At 35.2% G+C, this 18724-nt stretch carries 16 protein-coding genes; 8 read left to right on the forward strand and 8 right to left on the reverse strand.

The window, feature by feature from the left end:
* Positions 1-731 (forward strand): DUF3471 domain-containing protein (locus VFS71_RS15860; protein ID WP_326402484.1); only part of this gene is annotated, 731 nt, incomplete at its 5' end.
* A gap of 455 nt (positions 732-1186) precedes the next feature.
* Here VFS71_RS15860 and VFS71_RS15865 read toward each other — a convergent pair.
* From VFS71_RS15865 to VFS71_RS15890, 6 genes are all read right to left on the reverse strand, one after another.
* Positions 1187-1873, reverse strand: a complete 687-nt coding sequence (locus VFS71_RS15865) for a hypothetical protein (protein WP_326402485.1) — start codon at positions 1871-1873, stop codon at positions 1187-1189.
* A 365-nt stretch (positions 1874-2238) separates the two neighbouring features.
* The gene (locus VFS71_RS15870; RefSeq protein ID WP_326402486.1) at positions 2239-5415 is read right to left on the reverse strand and encodes an efflux RND transporter permease subunit; all 3177 of its coding nucleotides are present in this window, start codon (positions 5413-5415) and stop codon (positions 2239-2241) included.
* Positions 5416-5444: 29 nt separating this feature from the next.
* Positions 5445-6509 (reverse strand): efflux RND transporter periplasmic adaptor subunit, encoded by a 1065-nt coding sequence (locus VFS71_RS15875; RefSeq protein ID WP_326402487.1) that lies wholly within the window; start codon positions 6507-6509, stop codon positions 5445-5447.
* Positions 6510-6516: 7 nt separating this feature from the next.
* Positions 6517-7869 carry a TolC family protein gene (locus tag VFS71_RS15880; RefSeq protein WP_326402488.1) on the reverse strand — a complete coding sequence of 451 codons (1353 nt, stop codon included), beginning with the start codon at positions 7867-7869 and terminating at the stop codon, positions 6517-6519.
* Positions 7866-8465, reverse strand: coding sequence for a TetR/AcrR family transcriptional regulator (locus tag VFS71_RS15885; RefSeq protein WP_326402490.1), 600 nt, complete (start codon positions 8463-8465; stop codon positions 7866-7868). The genes VFS71_RS15880 and VFS71_RS15885 overlap by 4 nt, the downstream gene beginning before the upstream one ends.
* Positions 8466-8569: 104 nt before the next feature.
* The gene (locus tag VFS71_RS15890) at positions 8570-9091 is read right to left on the reverse strand and encodes a YceI family protein (protein WP_326402491.1); all 522 of its coding nucleotides are present in this window, start codon (positions 9089-9091) and stop codon (positions 8570-8572) included.
* Positions 9092-9379: 288 nt separating this feature from the next.
* On the opposite strand from VFS71_RS15890, the gene VFS71_RS15895 reads away from it, so the two are divergent.
* Positions 9380-10354, forward strand: a complete 975-nt coding sequence (locus VFS71_RS15895) for a polyprenyl synthetase family protein (RefSeq protein ID WP_326402503.1) — start codon at positions 9380-9382, stop codon at positions 10352-10354.
* 30 nt (positions 10355-10384) lie between these two features.
* Positions 10385-10738 (forward strand): hypothetical protein, encoded by a 354-nt coding sequence (locus VFS71_RS15900; protein WP_326402492.1) that lies wholly within the window; start codon positions 10385-10387, stop codon positions 10736-10738.
* A gap of 77 nt (positions 10739-10815) precedes the next feature.
* Here the strand turns inward: VFS71_RS15900 and VFS71_RS15905 are convergent, their stop codons facing one another.
* Entirely contained in the window at positions 10816-11367 is a 552-nt protein-coding gene (locus VFS71_RS15905; RefSeq protein WP_326402493.1) for a hypothetical protein, read from the reverse strand.
* 119 nt (positions 11368-11486) lie between these two features.
* Between VFS71_RS15905 and VFS71_RS15910 the strand changes: the two genes are divergently transcribed.
* Positions 11487-14258, forward strand: coding sequence for a 2-oxoglutarate dehydrogenase E1 component (locus VFS71_RS15910; protein ID WP_326402494.1), 2772 nt, complete (start codon positions 11487-11489; stop codon positions 14256-14258).
* A gap of 154 nt (positions 14259-14412) precedes the next feature.
* Positions 14413-15645: a 2-oxoglutarate dehydrogenase complex dihydrolipoyllysine-residue succinyltransferase gene (odhB, locus tag VFS71_RS15915; RefSeq protein ID WP_326402496.1), complete on the forward strand. Its 1233-nt coding sequence runs from the start codon at positions 14413-14415 to the stop codon at positions 15643-15645.
* Between the two features lie 64 nt (positions 15646-15709).
* Here odhB and VFS71_RS15920 read toward each other — a convergent pair whose 3' ends face one another.
* On the reverse strand, positions 15710-16147 hold the full coding sequence (locus tag VFS71_RS15920) for a retropepsin-like aspartic protease (RefSeq protein ID WP_326402497.1): 438 nt from the start codon (positions 16145-16147) through the stop codon (positions 15710-15712).
* 150 nt (positions 16148-16297) lie between these two features.
* Here VFS71_RS15920 and VFS71_RS15925 point away from each other — a divergent pair, with 150 nt between their 5' ends.
* From VFS71_RS15925 to VFS71_RS15935, 3 genes are all read left to right on the forward strand, one after another.
* Entirely contained in the window at positions 16298-17077 is a 780-nt protein-coding gene (locus VFS71_RS15925) for a TatD family hydrolase (protein ID WP_326402499.1), read from the forward strand.
* Between the two features lie 64 nt (positions 17078-17141).
* A complete protein-coding gene (locus tag VFS71_RS15930; RefSeq protein WP_326402501.1) occupies positions 17142-18278 on the forward strand; it encodes a 1-acyl-sn-glycerol-3-phosphate acyltransferase in 1137 nt (378 codons plus the stop codon).
* Positions 18268-18724 (forward strand): asparaginase (locus tag VFS71_RS15935; RefSeq protein WP_326402502.1); only part of this gene is annotated, 457 nt, incomplete at its 3' end. The genes VFS71_RS15930 and VFS71_RS15935, both read left to right, overlap by 11 nt.

Consider the following 18724-nt stretch of genomic DNA (forward strand, 5'->3'; position numbering starts at 1 on the left):
ATTTGAATTCAACCTTGTTTTCCATGGTAAACCACGAAGAAATGTGGCGTATACATACCGTTGAACAAATTCATTCGCATCCAAGATACAATACCCATTTTATGGGTTATGGCTTAGGTTGGGAAATAATGGATGTGAAAGGGAACCTGAAAATATCTCATACAGGAGGTTTACCTGGCATGCTGTCACTTGTGGAGTTATATCCAGATCAAAACTTAGGTATTGTAATTTTAACCAATACCGAAAGTGGAGGCGCGGGGCTTTTTGCTGCAGTTGCAAATACCATTTCCGACAGCTACTTGGGCTTGGATGATTTTGGCTGGACCGACAAAATGGTGGAATGGATGAAGCAGGATAAAAATACTGGTGATGATGTAACCAAAAAAGTTTGGGAAAAAGTAAAAGCTTCAAAAAATGTAAAAATTAAAAATGAAGATTTTATCGGGATCTATGCAGACAAGTGGTTTGGTAAAATTGAGGTGTTTGAAAAGAACAAACAATTGTGGTTCAAATCGTATCGTTCCCCTAAATTAAACGGTCCTATGGCTTTTTATAATGCCAATTCATTTGCCATAAAATGGGAATATCAAGCAATGAACGGTGATGCTCTTGCCATGTTTTCACTTGATGAAATGGGTAAAGCCCAATCCATTAAAATGAAAGGCATTTCACCAAATATTGATTTTAGTTTTGACTTTCAAGATTTAGACTTACAAAGAGTTGACAAATAATACTAAGCTTCCCAAAGTGTTGATTTCTACGAGCATTAGAGAACATAGACAGCGGAGTACAGTTGAAGTTAAAAACACCCAATAAAAAAAAAGGCTTTCAAATATATTGAAAGCCTTTTTTTGTATTACTAAAATAAAACAATAGTGCGGATTTACAATGCGTGCTATCGGGTGTACCTAGGTCCGAAGTATGCAACGAGGCATTGTTTTTTCTTCGAATGTCTTATTTTGCTGGGCGGAGCATAAAAAATCGTGAAATGAATAAGATTTACGCTTTGTAAGTTTGTAACTATTATTTTCTATATTTGAAAAAAGGTATAAAATTACTCAACGAAAAAGTCGGGAGACTTTTATTGTGTTTGCAATTTTTAAGAAAGATTTAAAAAAGCACAAAGGTGCTATCTTAAAAACCAAGAAAAAACAACCTTTTTTAAGTGATTATATATAAAAAATTTTTATAATTTTCTGGTAACTTTCCAGGTTCCAGATTCATGGTCATAGTTTTCCCAAGTGCCTGTAATTGTGTTTCCACTTACGGTACCCGTAATTGTTGCTGCATCCGGAATAGAGGCTGTAATGGTATTGTTAGAAATTGTACCTTCAAGTAATGGTAAAACCTGACCATCCTTTGGCAGAACCACTCCTGTAACTTTGTTGCCATAAATAATTAAATTCCAGGTACCTCCACCACCTGTTTCAGTAAAAGTGCCTTCGTAACAATATACCTGAACATCAGATTCTTCTTTTCCAATACTAATAGTAGCATTAGGATGACCATTTATGTGAATATTAGAAATAGTAGGGCTAGTTCCATTAGAGTTCACAGAAAAATTAAAATAATCACTATTATGATTAAAAGTAATTTCAGTGTTTGAACCTTCAGTCACTACATCTTGTGAAGAAAAAACATAAGATATGCCATCAATAACCAAAGTTGCCGATAAGGTAGTTCCATTGTTTTTCAAATTGATTACAACGGTTCCTGTTGATCCTACAAAAACACCTTTGTAGATCCCATAATTTTTGCTGTCGTAGCTTGCTGTTGCAGTTGGTGAGTTTGATAAACCGTTGTCCTCGCTCTCATCTTTAGAGCAGGAAACGAACAATGTACTTGCTAATAAACCTAGTAGTAATTTTTTCATGTTTTCAGAATTTGAGGTTAATATCGGCACGAATATATGTGTTTTGTTGAAATTTTAAAAAAAAAATCGACAAAATGTAGCCCCAGTTTCCACCTGAACCCGATAGCGCGGATTTACTTCGGCAGTCGCTTCGCTCGTGTGCAATCCGTGGCTACAAATTATATCTATAAAGTGAGCGTGATAACAAAAAGAATGATAAAAACAAGTTGAACTTGATAATTGGAATGGGCAGGGATTGCAAATCCGCGCTATCCTAATCTTGCGTAATTTGTGGTTTTATTATGTGATTTGAGTTAAAAATACATAATAAAAAAAGGGCTTTCAAATATCTTGAAAGCCCTTTTTTGAATTACTAAAAACCTATTTTAAACTGTATGCTTAGGATTGAAACCATCCTCGCTTAGTTCTTTGTGATCGTAATCGGCAACCATTTCTGCTTCATAATCGATTTTTTCTCCTTTGGATAATTTAGCTTTAATTTTCTCCATAATTTCATAAATCACAGGAACAATAATCAAGGTTAGGAATAATGATGAAATCAATCCACCAATAATTACCCAAGCCAAACCGTTTTTCCATTCGGCACCAGCTCCAGAAGCCAATGCAATAGGGAACATACCGAAAACCATCGCAATTGTCGTCATCAAGATTGGACGAAGACGAGCGTGATTCGCTTGAATCAATGCCGTTCTGATGCTTTCGCCGGCGGCTCTTCGTTGGTTGGTGTAATCCACAAGCATAATCGCATTTTTACACACCAGACCAATTAGCATAATGATACCCAAAATGGTGAATATATTCAACGTATTATTCGTTAACGCTAAAGCCAGCATTGCTCCAATAAACGAAAGCGGAATAGCAAACAATACCACAAACGGGTGCATAAAACTATCATACAAACCTACCATTACAAGGTAAACCAGGACAATAGCGGCCAATAAAGCGATTCCTAATGTACCAAAACCTTCGCTTTGGTTTTCTTGGTCACCACCCCAAATGTAATTTACACCAACCGGTTTTTTAAGTTTGTCGAGTTTGGCTTGCCATTGTGTTACAATAGTTCCTGTTGGAACCCCAACGTTTTGACCTTGCACCGTTACCGAAGCCGATTTGTCACGACGTTCTAATTGGCTAGGTCCTGAACCTTCAGTAATAGCAGCAAATTGTGACAATTTAATTTGTTGACCAGCATTGTTGATGAAAATTAGATTACTAACGTCAGTAATATTTTTTCTGTCAAAAGCATTGTATTTAATGTTGATGTCATACTCGTATTCACCGGCTCTAAACTTTCCATCCGTGTTACCGCTATAAGCAGTTTGCATCGTCATACCTACAGTTTGCAGTGTTAGTCCTAATGCAGCCATTTTATCACGATCCACTTGTACATTGATTTCAGGATTTCCATCTTCAACGGTCAATTTAATTTCGGTTGTTCCCGGAATGGTACGTAATTCAGCTTCGGCTAATTTGGCAAAAGCCATAGCAGCTTCTGTAGAAGGTCCTGTTACAATCAATCCAAGTTTTGCATTTTCGGCAGTACCTAAGATACCAACCGGAACTGTTTTTACTTTGGCTCCAACCAATACTTTCTCCAATTTACGTTTGATTTTTGCAGCATATACTGAAGCATCATCTGAACGTTCTGATTGGTCAATCATTTTTACGTCAATCTCCGCTTTGTAAGCAGTAGCTTGTGCACCACCCATACCTTCACTGGTTTGTCCCACAGTCGTAATCTGGCTATGAACATACTCTTGGCTTTTCAAAAATGCTTCCGCTTTTTGAGTCATAAAGTTTGATTGTTCCAATGAAGCGTCTTTTGGCATTTCGATTTGAACTAAGAACTCACCACTATCTGAAGAAGCAAAGAACTCTCCACCAATAAAACCGCCACCCATTAATCCGATAGTTGATCCGAAAAACAAGACAAGTACAACAGCAATTGTTTTGAAATAATGATCCAAACACCAGTTTAATAATTCAGTAACCCAGTTTGTAAAACGAGTTAAATAGCTTTCGAATCCAAGAATCGTTTTTCCGAATAAGTTTTTACCTTCAATATGTTCCAGTTTTCCAAAACGAGAAGACAACCACGGAATAATAGTAAACGAAGCCAACAATGAAAATAATGTTGAAATAATTACGGTAACACAAAACTGTGTGATGATATTCGATACCAATCCAGAACTCATTGCAATTGGTAAAAATACCACCACAATAACCAATGTAATCGAAGTTACAGTTCCACCAATTTCGGCAGTTCCGTCAAAGGCTGCACGAATACGGCTTTTGCCCATTTCCATATGCCTGTAAATATTTTCCAATACCACAATCGCATCATCGACCAGAATACCTACCACAAGTGAAAGTCCTAATAAACTCATCAAGTTTAAAGTATATCCCATTAGGTAAATTCCAATGAAGGTTGCAATTAACGAAACAGGAATCGAAACCATTACAATCAATGAGTTTCTAATACTGTGCAAGAAGAACAACATCACAAAGGCTACCAATACTACCGCAATCATTAAATCGTGAATTACAGAATCTGCAGCTTCAAGGGTATAAACCGTACTGTCTTTGGCTATTTCTAGTTTTAATTCGTTGACTTTATAATCACTTTCTAATTTATTAATGCTTTTATGCAATAGCTCACTTACCGCCACGGCATTAGCATCTGATTGTTTAATTACCTGTAAAATAATAGCACTTTTTTGATCGACACGAGAAATTTTCTCGGCAATTTTTTGCGCATCTTGTACATCTGCAATGTCTCTCAAACGAATTTCAATTCCATCTTTAGAAGAAACAACCAAGTTTCTTAGTTCTTCAACATTCTTGTATTTTCCGGCAAGACGAATCAATATTTTTTGATTACGGGTTTGGATGTTTCCGGTTGGGAAATCCAAGTTGGATGACAAAATAACTTGTTGTACTTGAGGAACCGAAAGTCCGTAACCTTGCATTTTTACTGCATCAAGATTTACCTGAATCTCTCTTTCCTGACCACCAATAATGTTAATCTGCGCCACACCTGTAACACGAGATAAAACGGGAGCTATTTTTTTATCGATCAAATCATAAAAAGCAGCTTCGTCCATTTTTCCGTTGGCACCAATAGTCATAATCGGTAAATCACTCAAAGAGAATTTAGATAAAGACGGTGTTTTGGCATCATCGGGTAAATCACTTATCAAAGCATTGATTTTTCGTTGTGCGTCATTCATCGAAATGTCAACTTTTGCTTGTGTTGTCAATGTAACCGTAACTACAGACAAACTTTCGTATGATTTGGAATCAATCTTTTTTATGTTTTCCAAAGAGGCGATTCCATCCTCAATTTTTTTGGTAACCGTGTTTTCAACCTCACTTGGAGAAGCTCCAGGATAGATAGTCGAAATCGTGATTACGTTTTGTTCGAATTTAGGAATCAATTCATAGCCTAATTGGCTATAGCTGAACAGTCCGCCAAGGGTAAGAATCGTAAATAATACAATAATTATCGACGGACGTTTTATGGATATTTCTGCTAATTTCATATATTTTTATTGTTGACTATTAAAATCAATTATTTAATAATTTCTACTGTATTACCGTCTTGCAAGTTAATTTGCCCTGTAATAATTACAGTTTCTCCATCAGATAATCCGTCAACTATTTCTACTTGTTCTCCTATGATTCTTCCAGAGGTTACTTTTTTCAATTTAGCGATACCATTTTCTACAACAAAAACTTCATTACTGCTCACACTTCCTACGAAAGCATTTCTAGGAACTACTTTTAATTGTTGTTTTTGTTTAGAACCAAAATTGGCAGTTCCGTACATTCCCGCTTTTAAGCTGTTATCTGCGTTGTTTGTGATTTCAAGTTCAACTGGGAAATTCAAGCTCTCATCAGCTTTTGCGGCAATAAAAGTAATTTTACCTGCAAATGTTTTATCAGGAAATACACTTGAAGTAATATTTATAGTGTTTCCTAATTTTAAACTGGCTACTTGACTTTCGTTTACGGTAACTTTTAATTTCAATTTAGAAACATTCACAATGTCAAACATTGCTGTAGCAGGCATTCCTGCTAAAATAGAACCTGGCTCAATGTATTTTTTATTGATAAAACCTTTGATCGGAGCTTTAACTTTAGTATCTCCAACGTTGATGTTGGCCTGTTTCAAGTTGTTTGTTGCGTTGGTCAAAGCCAATTTTGCCTGATCCAATTGTTGTTTGGTAACACCACCTGAATTATAAGCGTTTTGATAACGGTCATAATCCGATTTTGCGTTGTCATAAGATGCTTTTGCAGTTTGGGCATTTACGTTTATTACGTCGCTTCTAACGATTACCAATGTTTGTCCAATATTTACATAGTCACCTTCTTTTACCAAAACACTGATTACTTTACCTGATTTTTCAGCAGAAAAAGTCAATTCTTGAATCGGTTCAAAACTTCCGTTGGCTAAGAAATCCAATGAAACATCTTCGGTTTTTACCTGTGCTGTTTTTACGGATACAGATGCATTTTTTTCGGCAACAATATCAGTTTTAGCTTTGTTCTCAGCTTTGTTCTTATTTAAAGTAAAAGCAATAAGTCCTAATGCTCCCAAAATTACGGCTACAGTTATTATATTTTTTTTCATCTTGTTTTTAGTTTAATAGGGTTCTAAGTTCTCCTTTTGATTTGATTAATGTTATTTCTGCTATTTTGTAGGCTAGTACTGCTCTGGTATAATTGTTTTGTGCTTCAAGAGATGCGTTTTCAGCATCCAATAAATCAGTTAATGATGCTAAACCTTGTAGATAATTGTTTTTGGTGTTTTTCAAAATCTCTCCGGCCAAACGCATATTTTCTTTTTGATTTCCGATGGTTATAATGTTGTTCTCGATTTGAGTTTTTGCATTTCTGTAATCTAAATCAAGGGAAAGCTGCGTGTCTTTAATATCTTCTTGCAGCGTTCTGATGTCTACATCAGCTTGTCTTACTCTTGCGCGAGTTCCAAAACCAGAAAAAATTGGGACTTTTAAATTCAATCCTATTGCAGAATAGTCAGACCAATATACTCCATCAGCAGGTTTTGCAAAAAGTGGTACTTCTGGCCCTTGTCCGATATAATTATATCCTGCTACCAAAGAAAGTGTTGGGTAATATTCGGCTTTAATAGCTGTTTTTTGAAATTGCAATAATTCTTCTTGCTTTTTCAAAAGCAAATATTCGGTTCTGTTCTCAGTATTTGGTGCTTCGGTTATTGCAGCCGGAGTTACTTCAAATTCTGTTTTTGGAATCACGATTACAGTTTCAATAGGCATTCCCATAAAAAACTTCAATGCATTTTCCTGTAATTGAATTTGGTTTATGATTTGTTGACGTTCCGTATCGATGTTTGACATTTTTACGATGATTCGGTCCAAGTCAATTTTTTTTGCCAAACCATTGTCAAATTGCCCTTTTACGATATCGCGAACTTTTGTTGTATTCACATAATTGCTGTCCAATAAAATCAATCTTTCACGTTGAACGTAAACAGAGTAATAATTGTTTGCTACTCTTTCAATTACTTGTTCTTCTGTCAATTGATTGTTTATTTGATAAAACTCACGAGTGGTTTGTGCCGCTCTCAATCCTGTAAAAACAGATTGGTCAAAAATCGTTTGGGTCAATGAAACTCCTGCACCCGATGTCCATTTTTGTCCAAATGATGCCTGAATTGTTGTTCCTGGTGCACCAAAAGCTGATCCGTCAATTACATTGGTTTGTAAAATTGGATTATAGGTTAAGCTTCCGTTTGCAGATATTTGTGGCAAAGCTCTTGAACGAACTTCTTCGATTTGGTATTCACTGTTTTCAACACTTAATCTTGCTTTTTTAGCATCGGCTTTGTTCTCAAGTGCGTAGGTAATAGCCGCTTTTAGCGTAAGCGGATTTGTTGCTGTTGTGCTTACCCCTTGGGATTGTGCAGTGAGAGCAAAGGTTAAGAATGTTAATAAAAGTATTCTTTTCATGATAAAGTTGGATTTTGTAATTGTTTTTCTAGTTCTATTATTCCACTAGGCGTTGCCATTGCTCTAGTGTGATATTCTAATGCTTGTAATTCTAATTTCTGTGATTCTTTTTCGGAACTCGTCATTCCGTGAATGCTGAAAATAAGGTTGTAATAAAATCCAACATAGATGTCGATATCCAAATTGTGTCTGTACAAACCCTGTTGAATCCCTTTTTCAATATTTTGTTTGAAGACCGTGTTGCATTCGTTTATTTCCCTAGACATTACCTTGTCATAGATTTCAGGGTAATGCTTTTTCAATTGATGTGCTGGTGAAGCTTCTCCAGATTTAAACATTTCTTTGAACATCTTTTTGATTTCAAAGTTTTCTTCGATTGCATTATAATTTTTTGCTGCTATTGTATCAATGCTTTCATGAATAGTTTTATGAACCATCTCTGTGCTTTCCTCAATTAGAAGTTCTTTGTTGCAAAAGAATTTGTAAATCGTTTTTTTAGAAATACACATCTCACTTGCAATATCATCCATGGTTACACTCTTAAAACCAAGTTTTAAGAATAGTTCCGTTGCTTTTGAAATAATTTTATCTTTCATTTTATGGGTAACTTATTGTAATTAATACTTTGAAATAATACAGTAAAAGTTAGTTATCAAATGAGTTTTAGTTTGTTGTTATGTTTTTTAAGAACTGGTTATTCTTAATGTGTGAATTCTAAATTGGCAATGAGTTTTATGTCTTTGCCTATCGGGTGGCCACCATTTGACGAAAGAATATTGTAATTCAGTCCAAATTCTTTACGGTTAATGTTTCCCGTAATTTCAAAAGAAGCTTTTTGAACACCATTGTAATTATTGAATCCAATAAATTCGGTATCTAATTCAACCACTTTGGTGATGTTCTTTATTGTCAAGAAGCCTTTCAGAAAATTGATGTTTTTATTTATTTTCTGAAAAGAGGTCGATTTGAATTGAATCAAAGGAGTTTCATCTTCTTCAAAAAGGTCAGTGAATTTAGCTTCTTTGTTTTTTTCAGTTGAAGTGTTTTTTTTATCATTTACATTCAATGAGAATTCTATTGAAGCATCTTCAACTTCATTATTTTGTATGGCAACATGCCCCTTTAAATTGTTTTTGTTTCCAGGCAAGTAGCCTATTAGAGAATGTCTAGATTTTATGATAACGTCTGATTCATTAGAATCAATAGCCCATGCATTTTCCATAATGATTAATTTTAGTAGTAGTATTTCCTGATGTTTGGTTTTTGTTTTTTTAAATGTACTTCGGAAACTTTAAACACTAATAAAGTTTCTTATGTTTTGCAAATGTAATAAGGAAACTTTAAAAACCAACAAAGTTTCCAATGTTTTTTTTCGATGTATATCATAAGGAAAAACTATAGTTCCATTTTTACAGTAATTTACAATTCAATAATTCACATTTGAATTGTATCTTTGGACTTTAAAATCCAAGCCAAATCGACTTTGGAAAAGTTAACGAGATCTTATTTTATGCACGCTATTCATCAGTATCAAGAATTTTTTATTACTTATTTAGAAAATCAAACGATTAATAAAGAACCCAAAAATCTATACGAGCCCATAGATTATATTTTGGGTTTAGGAGGAAAAAGAATGCGGCCTGTGTTGACTTTAATGGCTTCAGAAGTTTTTGACGCTGATTATAAAAAGGCACTTCCGGCAGCGATGGCTGTTGAGGTTTTTCATAATTTTTCGCTGGTTCATGATGATATTATGGATGATGCACCTTTAAGAAGAGGGGAGCAGACCGTTCATGAAAAATGGAATATTAACACTGGAATACTTTCGGGTGATGCGATGCTGATTTTGGCTTATCAATATTTTGAACAATACGAGCCAATTGTTTTTAGGGATTTGGCTAAGTTATTTAGCAAAACTGCTCTTGAAGTTTGTGAAGGACAACAATGGGATGTCGATTTTGAAATCCGCAAAGACGTAACTATTCAGGAATATCTCAAAATGATAGAGTATAAAACGGCTGTTTTGGTAGCTGCTGCGATGAAAATGGGTGCTATTATTGCTAACGCATCCGAAGAAAATGCCAATTTAATTTATGATTTTGGACTCAATTTAGGATTGGCTTTTCAATTACAGGATGATTATTTAGATGCTTTTGGTGACCCGGAAACTTTTGGGAAACAAGTAGGAGGGGACATTATCGAGAATAAAAAAACCTATTTATATCTGAAAGCATTGGAATTTTCGACTCCTGAAAAAGCTTCAGAGTTAGGGAAATTGTTCAGTTTGCAATTAGAAAACAATACAGAGAAAATAGAAACTGTAAAAACTATTTTTAATGAATCAGGCGCTTCAAAAGCTACGCAGGAAGCAATTAAAGAATATACATTTAAGGCTTTTGAAACCTTAGAAAAAATGGACATAGAATTCTCTAAAAAAGAAATGCTAAGAACTTTTGGTGAAAACCTAATGGGAAGGAATGTATAGTAATTGCCATTGAATTTTGAAATTGAAAATATGTTTATAGCACCAATAAATACCGATTTACTTCTTCAGGAAGCCACTAAAGAAACTCTTTATGTTAATTTGATTGTTCAATTGAATAAGGATTTTAATTTGGCCAACGAAGCAATTGATTTTCCAAAAAGTATTACTCCAGACGAATTAAAAATTCAATTACACGAAAAAATCTATCGACTCATTCAGTACAAATTTGCCGAGTATCTCAATTTGCTTTATATCATTGATGTTTCCGAAGAGGAAATCAAAAAACTCGATGGTTCCGATTTGGTAATTCTAGCCGAACAAGTGGCTTTTTTAATCTTAAAAAGAGAATGGCAAAAGGTTTGGTTCAGGAATAAATATAAGTAAAGATTCCAAGGTACTAAGTTTCTGATATTCTGAGACTTTTTTAAAATAACTGAGAACCTTAGTAGCTACTTTAAAGGTTAAAAATACGCTCTTACAAAAGGCATAAGCGCATCACCATATACATTGTCATTTTCATCAAACAAAACATTGTAGGCTAGTCCTACAGTTACATTTCCAGTTCGATAACCAGCACCCAAAAACAAAGCTGTATTCCAAAAATTATCGGTGTAACCATTATAGCCATTATAAGCTTCATAATGATTATTGACATATGATTCATTTAAATTTATGGAAAGTTGAATTTGAGGAATTGGATTAATATAGGTCAGGAAACTTGCGCCGTAAATTCCAGAAGAGTAATAATTTTTAGAAGATGCATAGCTAGCTTGAAGTCCTAAGCCAACAGCTAAATATGGATTTACATTATAAATGGCACTCGGAGCGACAGAAATGTCAGTGTATCCGCTGCCGAAACTCAATCCTAATCCACCTCCAAATTGTACATTACTCCAAAACGGGCTTCTAGACTGTGGAGGTTGTTGGTATTGAGCTATTACGTTTTCGTAAAAGAATAAGATAAAAAAGATGAAAAGGTACTTTGTTAGGGAGGAAAAGGCTGATTTTTTCATGCTAGAGGCTTTTTTTAACAAATTTTTACGTAAAAGTACGTAAAAAAATAGATTTAAATAATTTGCTTTATTGTATTTTTGCCGGACTATTTAACAAAAGTATATTCAATAACAATATTATGGATAGGTTTTCATTTTTAAACGCAGCTCATACAGAATTTTTTGCTCAATTATACGATCAATATTTAGAAAATCCAGATAGTGTAGAACCTAGCTGGAGAAGTTTTTTTCAAGGTTTTGACTTTGGAACGACTACTTATAATGATGAAAATCCAGTTCAGCGAATTGTTGAATATGTGGAAACAGGTGCTGACTGCAGTTTGGTTTCAGATAAACTGCAAAAAGAATTCAATGTTTTAAAATTAATTGATGGATACCGTACCCGTGGGCATTTATTCACCAAAACAAATCCGGTTCGTGACCGCAGGGTTTCATCACCAACTTTAGATATTGAAAATTTTGGTTTATCAACAGCTGATTTATCAACGGTTTTTGATGCTGCTCAGGTTATTGGTGTGGCACCTTGTTCATTACAGGATATTATCGCCCGTCTTCAGGCGATTTATTGTCAGCACATTGGTGTGGAGTACATGTACATCCGTAATCCAGGCGTTGTTAAATGGGTTCAGGATAAATTAGGAGTTAACAACAATCAGCCTAATTTCTCTGTTGAAGAAAAGAAAACAATCTTAAATAAATTAAATCAGGCAGTTTCTTTCGAGAACTTCTTGCATACCAAATACGTTGGGCAAAAACGTTTCTCATTAGAAGGAGGAGAGTCTGTAATTCCTGCACTTGATGCTTTGATTGAAAAAGCGGCCGAAAAAGGGGTAGAGCAGTTTGTAATGGGAATGGCTCACCGTGGGCGTTTGAACGTTTTGGCTAACATTTTCGGAAAATCTACTCAAGATATTTTCGGTGAATTTGACGGAAAAGATTACGACCAGGAATACTTTGACGGAGACGTAAAATACCATTTAGGTCTTACTGCCGATAAAGTAACTAAGTCCGGTAAAAAAATCAACATCAATTTAGCTCCAAATCCTTCGCATCTTGAAACAGTAGGTGCAGTTATTGAAGGAATCACAAGAGCAAAGCAAGATAAATATTTCGCAGACGATTTCACCAAAGTCCTTCCAATTGCCGTTCACGGTGATGCTGCAATTGCAGGTCAGGGGATTTTATATGAAATCATTCAGATGTCGTTGCTTGACGGATACAAAACAGGCGGTACAATTCACATTGTAATCAATAACCAGGTTGGTTTTACAACTAACTATTTGGATGCCCGTTCGTCTACTTATTGTACAGATGTTGCTAAAGTAACGCTTTCACCAGTATTGCACGTAAATGCTGACGATGCCGAAGCTGTTGTACATGCGGTTTCTTTTGCATTAGACTACAGAATGCAGTTTGGACGCGACGTATTTATCGATTTATTAGGATACCGAAAATACGGTCATAACGAAGGTGACGAACCTCGTTTTACACAGCCGGTTTTATATAAAATCATTGCAAAACATCAAAACCCAAGAGATATTTATGCTGAAAAGCTATTGTCTGAAAGAGTTATTGATGCCAATTATGTAAATACAATTGAGAAAGAATACAAGAAAGATCTTGAAGAAAATTTAGAAGCTTCCCGCAAAAAAGACCTGACAATCATTACTCCGTTTATGCAGAATGAATGGAAAGGATTTGAGCAGGTTTCCAATGATGTGATGCTTAAAAAAGTAGATACTTCGTATGCTAAAGAATCATTAGATTCTATTATCAAAACGGTATCGACTTTGCCTTCTGACAAGAAATTCATTAATAAAATAACCAAAATTGTTACTGACAGAAAAACAGGATACGATAACAATACTGTTGATTGGGGAACTGCCGAAACATTAGCTTATGGTTCGCTTTTGAGTGAAGGATTTGATATCCGAATTTCAGGTCAGGACGTAGAGCGCGGAACATTCTCTCACCGTCATGCTGTTGTGAAAGTAGAAGATTCTGAAGAAGAAGTAATTTTATTGAATGCTATCGAAAATAAAAAAGGAAACTTCAATATTTTCAATTCACATTTATCGGAGTATGGTGTTCTTGGTTTTGATTATGGTTACGCTTTAGCAAATCCAAATGCATTAACTATTTGGGAAGCGCAATTTGGTGATTTTAGCAATGGAGCACAGATTATGATTGACCAATATATTTCTTGTGGGGAAGACAAATGGAACAACCAAAATGGTATTGTTTTATTGTTGCCACACGGATACGAAGGACAAGGAGCAGAGCACTCTTCTGCAAGAATGGAGCGTTACTTACAGCTTTGCGCCAGACATAATATGTATGTAGCCGACTGTACAACGCCAGCCAATTTCTTCCACTTGTTGAGAAGACAAATGAAAACGACTTTCCGTAAGCCACTTGTTGTTTTCTCTCCAAAAAGTTTATTGCGTGACCCGAGATGCGTGTCTTCAGTAGAAGAATTAGCAACTGGAAGTTTCCAAGAAACTATCGATGATGAAGCAGTAAACAAAAAAGAAGTAAAAACTTTGGTTTTCTGTACAGGTAAATTCTATTATGATATTGTTGCTGAAAGAACAAACAACGGAAGAAATGATGTAGCGGTAGTTCGTGTCGAGCAATTATTCCCTTTCCCAGCAGAACAGATTAAAGCAATTATTGCAAAATATCCAAACGCTGACGATTATGTTTGGGCACAGGAAGAGCCTAAAAACATGGGGGCTTACAGTTTCATGCTGATGAATTTTGACTTTATCAAATGGAGATTAGCTTCATTAAAAGCATATTCAGCACCAGCTTCTGGAAGTTATACAAGATCAAAACGCCGTCACGCTGATGCAATCAGAATGGTATTTGATAAAAATTTATTTAGATAATTAGGAGCTATTTCCTGCTGTACACTATATCTTTTCCTGGCTAAAGAAGCCAGAAAAAGGATGCCGTTTCCATCAGGGCTAGAAAATTCAATAACCAAAATGTTCTTTCAAGGACAATTTAGAATATAAAATTCATAATTTAAAATAATAAGACATGATTTTAGAAATGAAAGTCCCATCCCCTGGGGAATCAATCAAAGAAGTTGAAATAGCAACTTGGTTAGTTAAGGACGGAGATTATGTAGAAAAAGACCAAGCTATTGCTGAGGTTGATTCTGACAAAGCAACACTTGAATTGCCAGCTGAAATGAGCGGAATTATAACGCTTAAGGCAGAAGAAGGCGACACAGTAGCAGTTGGGGCAGTAGTTTGTCTTATTGATACTGACGGAGCAAAACCATCAGGTTCTGCGCCAGCAGCAGCTCCTGCAGCTGAAGCACCAAAAGCAGCACCTGCACCAGCGGCTCCAGCTCCAGTAGCGGCAGCACCTGCGCCAGCAGCATCTTACGCAGCAGGGACTCCATCTCCAGCGGCTAAAAAAATATTAGACGAAAAAAATATCGCTCCAGCAACAGTTTCTGGAACAGGTAAAGGCGGAAGAATCACTAAAGATGATGCTGTAAATGCAGTACCATCAATGGGAACTCCAACAGGAGGAAGCCGTGGAACTGAGCGTACAAAATTATCAATGTTACGTCGTAAAGTAGCTGAAAGATTAGTGGCTGCAAAAAACGAAACAGCAATGTTGACTACTTTCAACGAAGTAAACATGACGCCGATCAACTTGATCCGAAATGAATATAAAGATGCATTCAAAGCAAAACATGGAGGACTTGGTTTAGGATATATGTCTTTCTTTACTAAAGCAGTTACAAGAGCCTTAGAATTGTATCCAGACGTAAACTCTATGATGGATGGTGACCATAAAATTGCTTTTGATTTTGCTGATATCTCTATCGCAGTTTCTGGACCAAAAGGACTAATGGTTCCTGTAGTTCGTAATGCTGAAAACTTGACTTTCCGTGGTGTTGAAGCAGAAATTAAAAGATTAGCTTTAAGAGCTCGTGATGGACAAATCACTGTTGATGATATGACTGGAGGAACATTCACGATTACTAACGGTGGTGTTTTTGGTTCTATGTTATCTACGCCAATTATCAATCCTCCTCAATCTGGAATCTTAGGAATGCACAACATCATCGAGCGTCCGATTGCTGTAAACGGTAAAGTGGAAATTCACCCAATGATGTATGTTGCTCTTTCTTATGACCACAGAATTATCGACGGTCGTGAGTCTGTTGGTTTCTTAGTTGCTGTAAAAGAAGCTTTAGAAAACCCATTAGAATTATTGATGGGCGGAAATGCTAAAAAAGCATTGGAGCTATAATTGTAATAATTTTATAATATTTAAAACCCCAAATTCTATTGAAGAGTTTGGGTTTTTTTATTGATTATTTCAGATACAAACAATGATTGTAATAATCGATTATTCCTTTGCCTTTCATTAAAACATCTGCACCAATGATGCCATGGACCGGTTTTACTTTATAATGTCCTAATGCTTCATTAACGTGTGATAAATCAAAGATAACAAGGTCAAACTTATTATGTTTCCAATTATTTAATTGGAGTTTATTGTTTGAGGATATTTGTGTCAACATACCCGTTGCTCCGGCACCCGAAGCTTTGGTTTTGGAATTTTTGGCTTTCAATGCAAAATATTCAATACTTTCAAATCCCACACAGCTGTTGGAAGCCCCAGTATCCAGTATGAAATTCCCTTTTATGCCATTGATTTTTGCTTTAATCAAAAGGTGCTGTGTCTTGGTGATTTTAAACTTGACTTTTTTATAATCTACCTTCTTTAGCTTTTCGTGTAAATTCTTCATATTGCGAATGACTTTTGTATAAAGTAAAAATAGTGTTATACCAGTTATGTTTCATTATTTGTTTCCTAAAAAAATCATTGGCGCTTTATGAAACTCCTTTTTTTGGAAAAACCGCTTTTTAGAGTAATTTTGCAGCATTAAATTTTAAACTTGGAAACAAAGGCAATACTTACCGATACTCATACCCATTTATATTCTGAAGAATTTGATTTGGATAGAAATGAAATGATGCAACGCGCCATTGATAATGGGGTTACACGCTTTTTTGTCCCAGCCATAGATTCTACTTATACGCAGAGTATGTATGATTTGGAGCGAGATTATCCTAATAATGTATTCTTGATGATGGGTTTGCATCCTACTTATGTTAAAGACAATTATTTAGAGGAATTGCAGCATGTTGAAACGGAATTAGCCAAAAGAAAGTTTGTTGCCATTGGTGAAATAGGGATTGATTTGTATTGGGATAAAACTCATTTTGCAGAACAGCAAATAGTTTTTAGAAGACAAATTCAGCTAGCCAAACAATATAAACTTCCGATTGTCATTCATTGTCGTGAGGCATTTGATGAAATATTCGAAATTTTGGAAGAAGAAAAATCACCTGAATTGTTTGGTATTTTTCATTGCTTTTCTGGAACTTATGAGCAGGCTTTACAAGCGATATCCTATAATATGAAATTGGGGATAGGCGGGGTTGTTACTTTTAAAAATGGAAAAATAGACCAATTTTTGAATAAAATCGATTTAAAACATATTGTTTTGGAAACAGATTCCCCATATTTGGCTCCAATTCCTTATCGTGGCAAACGTAACGAAAGCAGCTATTTAATAAATATTGTCGATAAATTGGCTCAAATATATGGCCTTTCGGCAAATGAAATAGCAACCGTAACAACCGATAATTCTGCAGAAATATTCGGTATTTAATATCGAATTTCTGTAACTTTAATATTTTTTTTGTTCTTTTGTCCAACTAAATTGAAAACAAACAATGAATAAATTTGATGCGATTCGGTCTTTTTATGATTCCGAAATAAACGAAGGAATAATAAAAGTTATTGATCATCCCATGATGAAAGCTTTAATGAACTTTTGTTTTCCTGGAGTAGAAGATGAAATTTGGAAAGAACAGCTTCGCAAAACCCATTCTATTCGTGATTTTCAATGTAACTTTATTTACTATGGAGTACAACAGGTGCTGGAGAAAAGCTCTGAGGGTTTAACCACATCCGGTTTTGAAAAGTTAGAAAAAAATACCGCTTATCTTTTCATTTCGAATCATAGAGATATCGTTTTGGATACGACTTTGTTAAATTCTTCTTTGTTTGAGCATGGTTTGGATATGACTTCGTCAGCTATTGGTGATAATTTGGTCAAAAAATCTTTTTTAAAAACATTAGCAAAACTAAACAGAAACTTTTTGGTTCAGCGTGGATTATCGCCAAGAGAATTACTGGTGAGTTCCAAACTGCTTTCTGAATATATGGCTCAGTTGTTGTTGCATGAAAACCGTTCGGTTTGGATTGCACAACGTGAGGGAAGAACCAAAGATGGAAATGACGAAACCAATCCTGGGGTTTTGAAGATGATTGCCATGGGGTCTGATGAGCCTAATATAATGGATTATTTTAAGAAAATTAAAATTGTTCCCGTTTCTATTTCATACGAATATGACCCGACAGATGCTTTAAAAATGCCGCAGTTATTGGCCGAAGCAAATAATGAAATTTACAAGAAAGAGAAAAACGAAGATTTCAAGACTTTGTTGAGTGGAATAATTGGACAAAAGAAAAGAATTCACATACATATAGGAGATGTTCTCGATACCGAAATCGATGACATTATTAAAAATGTAGATACTACAAACAAACAAGTACAAGCATTGGCACAAGTAATTGATGATTCCATTTTAGCCAATTACAAATTGTGGACAACCAATTTTATTGCTTACGACATTTTGAACTGCACGAATCGATTTTCCCATTTGTATACTGAAAATGAAAAATTACTTTTTGAGAGACGTTTAGAGCTGAGAATTGATCATGAGCATCCAGTTGCCAAACAAGGGTTTTTGGATATGTACGCGAATCCAGTTGTCAATAAATTGAAATATGTCGATGAACTCTAAGTCTAAAATTCTTTTGATTTATACCGGTGGAACGATTGGTATGAGGAAGGATTTTGAAACGGGAGCACTTAAGGCTTTCAATTTTAGTAAACTCCTTCATAATATTCCCGAATTAAAATTACTGGATTGCGAGATAGATACTTTTTCGTTTGAAAACCCTATTGATTCGTCGAATATGAATCCTGAGCATTGGGCCGAAATTGCTCGCACTATAGAGAATAATTATACCAGTTTTGATGGTTTTGTGGTGCTTCATGGATCTGACACCATGTCGTATTCAGCTTCGGCATTGAGTTTTATGCTCGAAAATCTTTCAAAACCTATCATTTTTACGGGTTCTCAGCTGCCTATTGGGGATTTAAGAACGGATGCTAAAGAAAATTTAATTACGGCGATTCAAATAGCTTCTTTACAAGAAAATGGTAAGCCATTAATCAAAGAAGTTT

It is taken from the genome of Flavobacterium sp. (assembly GCF_035760125.1).
Classification (GTDB): Bacteria; Bacteroidota; Bacteroidia; order Flavobacteriales; family Flavobacteriaceae; genus Flavobacterium.

Coding starts and splice junctions, on each gene's coding strand:
- VFS71_RS15865 (WP_326402485.1), bottom strand. CDS start 1,873: ATGAAAAAATTACTACTAGGTTTATTAGCAAGTACATTGTTCGTTTCC.
- VFS71_RS15870 (WP_326402486.1), bottom strand. CDS start 5,415: ATGAAATTAGCAGAAATATCCATAAAACGTCCGTCGATAATTATTGTA.
- VFS71_RS15875 (WP_326402487.1), bottom strand. CDS start 6,509: ATGAAAAAAAATATAATAACTGTAGCCGTAATTTTGGGAGCATTAGGA.
- VFS71_RS15880 (WP_326402488.1), bottom strand. CDS start 7,869: ATGAAAAGAATACTTTTATTAACATTCTTAACCTTTGCTCTCACTGCA.
- VFS71_RS15885 (WP_326402490.1), bottom strand. CDS start 8,465: ATGAAAGATAAAATTATTTCAAAAGCAACGGAACTATTCTTAAAACTT.
- VFS71_RS15890 (WP_326402491.1), bottom strand. CDS start 9,091: ATGGAAAATGCATGGGCTATTGATTCTAATGAATCAGACGTTATCATA.
- VFS71_RS15895 (WP_326402503.1), top strand. CDS start 9,380: ATGCACGCTATTCATCAGTATCAAGAATTTTTTATTACTTATTTAGAA.
- VFS71_RS15900 (WP_326402492.1), top strand. CDS start 10,385: ATGTTTATAGCACCAATAAATACCGATTTACTTCTTCAGGAAGCCACT.
- VFS71_RS15905 (WP_326402493.1), bottom strand. CDS start 11,367: ATGAAAAAATCAGCCTTTTCCTCCCTAACAAAGTACCTTTTCATCTTT.
- VFS71_RS15910 (WP_326402494.1), top strand. CDS start 11,487: ATGGATAGGTTTTCATTTTTAAACGCAGCTCATACAGAATTTTTTGCT.
- odhB (WP_326402496.1), top strand. CDS start 14,413: ATGATTTTAGAAATGAAAGTCCCATCCCCTGGGGAATCAATCAAAGAA.
- VFS71_RS15920 (WP_326402497.1), bottom strand. CDS start 16,147: ATGAAGAATTTACACGAAAAGCTAAAGAAGGTAGATTATAAAAAAGTC.
- VFS71_RS15930 (WP_326402501.1), top strand. CDS start 17,142: ATGAATAAATTTGATGCGATTCGGTCTTTTTATGATTCCGAAATAAAC.